Annotated in this window: 4 protein-coding genes; all 4 read left to right on the forward strand. The window is 44.6% G+C overall.

From position 1 onward, the window contains the following. Positions 1-239 precede the first annotated feature (239 nt). Positions 240-1,124: a tyrosine-type recombinase/integrase gene (locus tag WBM98_RS13460; protein WP_424366539.1), complete on the forward strand. Its 885-nt coding sequence runs from the start codon at positions 240-242 to the stop codon at positions 1,122-1,124. Further along, positions 1,121-2,248 carry an IS91 family transposase gene (locus WBM98_RS13465; protein WP_424366540.1) on the forward strand — a complete coding sequence of 376 codons (1,128 nt, stop codon included), beginning with the start codon at positions 1,121-1,123 and terminating at the stop codon, positions 2,246-2,248. Before WBM98_RS13460 ends, WBM98_RS13465 begins: the two co-directional genes overlap by 4 nt. An 11-nt stretch (positions 2,249-2,259) precedes the next feature. Beyond that, positions 2,260-2,457, forward strand: coding sequence for a hypothetical protein (locus tag WBM98_RS13470; protein WP_424366541.1), 198 nt, complete (start codon positions 2,260-2,262; stop codon positions 2,455-2,457). Between the two features lie 151 nt (positions 2,458-2,608). Next, positions 2,609-2,895, forward strand: a 287-nt coding sequence (locus tag WBM98_RS13475) for a DUF4062 domain-containing protein (protein ID WP_424366542.1), incomplete at its 3' end; no start/stop codon positions are given.

Genomic DNA, 2,895 nt, shown 5'->3' on the forward strand with positions numbered 1-2,895 from the left:
AAAACCACACTCCTTTTTCATGGTGCAAAGGATACCCGATCAACGGTTATTTTCAGCATTGGTCTTTTTAGATTTGTTTACTACCCTATTTTGTAGGAAATTTAGGGTGCTTATAAAAGAAATATAGATACTAGTATCTATATCCGTACGTTGAACTAAACCTTCGGTAACTTTTTTCAGCTAGATTTCGTAAATTATTGGATTAATCTAAATCTGAAATTTATGTATCAAAAAAAAGTGTGCAATCCTGCACCGAACTGGCAAAAAGTACGGTACCGAACTTCGAAAAACCGTATCAAAGGTACCGAAAGGCCTATATAGCGGCCGGATACTCGGAATCTACCTGTAAGAACTACTTGCGGGCCCTGTCCCAGATCAGCCTGCATTATGGCAAAAGCTTCCATCTATTGGACGATGGTCAAATCACCGATTATATCTATAATCTAAGGCTAAGAAAAACAAGCCATTCTTCCATCAAACTCTTGGTGTACGGATACCGGTTTCTGTTCAAAATAATGAAAACGCCGGATCGGAACATCGAGCTCAAGGGCAATCGCGCCAAGGTCAAGGTCCCTGTCGTACTCAACCAACAAGAGGTCAAAAGCCTGCTGGATCCCGGGCATTGTCCCAATCTAAAGCACCGGATAATCTTGTCCCTGCTCTATTCCTCTGGCCTTAGGATAAGCGAACTGTTGAAATTAAGATTGGAGGATATAGATTTCAATGCACATCGGATCCATATAATGGATAGCAAGAATGGGGCTGCCCGGTATGTGGTATTGGCAAAACTAATGGCAAAGGGCCTAAAGGCCTATATAGATCGCTACCGTCCGGAAAAATACTTGATCAATGGCCATGAAAGGGCCAAACCCTATTCCCGTGTCTCGGTCACAAAGTTGCTGGCCAGGACACTTGATCGAGCAGGAATCGGCAAACACGTAACGATCCATAGCCTTCGCCATAGTTTTGCCATCCATTTTCTGGAACAGGGAGGGAATATATTGCAATTAAAAGAACAACTGGGCCATAACAGGCTACAGAGCACGCTGATCTATCTTAGGGTCGCAAAGGCCGGATATAAAGACCTGAGAAGCCCGCTCGATGTATTGTACAACATCCCTTGAGACCGAAGTACGAGGTGGCGGGGATACTCGGGCAATATGGGGACGATTTTTTGAAAAGCCACCAGGTAAGCTGCCAAAAAAGAAAGGTGATCCGGGCCATTGTCAATTGCAGGACGGCCGCACTTGGGGGACATCTCCAAGGTTGTCCCGACTGCGGCAATCGACAGATCGCCTACAACAGTTGCCGGAACAGGCACTGTCCCAAGTGCCAGGCCCAACAGCGGGAAAAATGGATCCGGGCACGTATGGAACAGGTCCTGCCGGTACCCTATTTCCATGTTGTATTTACCATACCGAGCGAGTTGAACCGGTTGTGCATGGCCTATCCAAAACAGCTCTATAACCTCTTGTTCAGTGCATCATGGAGGACCATAACGATATTTTCCAATGACCCCGGACATCTGGGGGCAAGGAGCGGCATGACCAGTATCCTACATACTTGGGGACAAAACCTGTGCCTACATCCGCATGTCCATTGCCTGGTGCCATCGGGAGGGATCGACCGACAGGACAAATGGAAGGAAGGTCGCGGAAAAGGAAAATACCTTTTTCCGGTAAAAGCAATGGGCCAGGTATTCAGGGCCATGTTCCTCAAGCAGTTGAAACTATTGAAAAAGAAAGGGGAAATCGAGTATGTAGACCTACAGGGCCTTGTGGACCCCCTATTCGAAAAACCATGGGTGGTCTATGCCAAGAGACCTTTTGCGGGTGCCACAAGTGTCATCGAATATCTGGGGAGATATTCACATAAGGTGGCCATTAGCAACCATAGGATCAAGGCCATCGAAGACGGCAAGGTACATTTCAGCTATAAAAACTATAGAACGCAACAAAACTCCCAAATGCACCTTGGGGCCCAGGAGTTCATCCGCAGGTTCGTACAGCACATATTGCCAAAGGGATTTGTACGTATAAGGCATTTTGGAATATGCGCTACCAGGAGCAAGGCCCTGTTGGCCGTTATAAAGGACCGATTATTGGAACAAAGCCCTCTGGAAATCATATCTTTTGCCTACCCAGAATGGTCCCAAAGACCGATACTATGCCCCAAATGCAAGGAGGGCATCATGAAAAACATAAGGATTATACTTCCGATCAGGGCCGGGCCTTGGAGAAATCCGTGAATCCAATGGAAATGGATGACATACATACGCGTTCAATAAAACGGTCGGGAACATTCATTGGTACCGACAGGGAGGGCTATGCCCCAAAAGAAAGGAAAGCAATGGATCTGGACCATCTGCACCCACCACAATATCTTATCTTCTATATTGCCTACCAAAAATCCGATCAGAATAAGAAAACCGGCCTCCCAATAAGCAAAAATCCCTAACTTGGGATAAAATAAAACGGATTCAATCCCCATAGCGATTTAAGCGCAAAAACGACACCGCATAGTTCAACGGCGGATTAAATCAAACTGCGCCGTTGGCTTACATGATTTAATCCTATAATGTTAGCAAAAATTAAAAAAACACAACTGAATGGCAAAAACCGTTACCAAATACTCTGTTTTTATCGCTTCTCCATCTGATTTACAAGAGGAAAGAATAGCAATTGAAGAAGTAACTAAAGAACTGAATTTAACTTTTGGAATTAAACAGAACATTGTAATTGAATTGTTAAAATGGGAAACCCATTCAGCACCTGGAATATCAGAAATTCATCCGCAGGAATTAATTAATGAAGATATAGGCAATGAATACGACATTTTCATAGGCTTATTATGGAAAAAATTTGGAACACCTACAGATAAGGCAGGTTCTGGCAC

This window comes from Maribacter sp., from assembly GCF_049667165.1.
Classification (GTDB): domain Bacteria; phylum Bacteroidota; class Bacteroidia; order Flavobacteriales; family Flavobacteriaceae; genus Maribacter_A.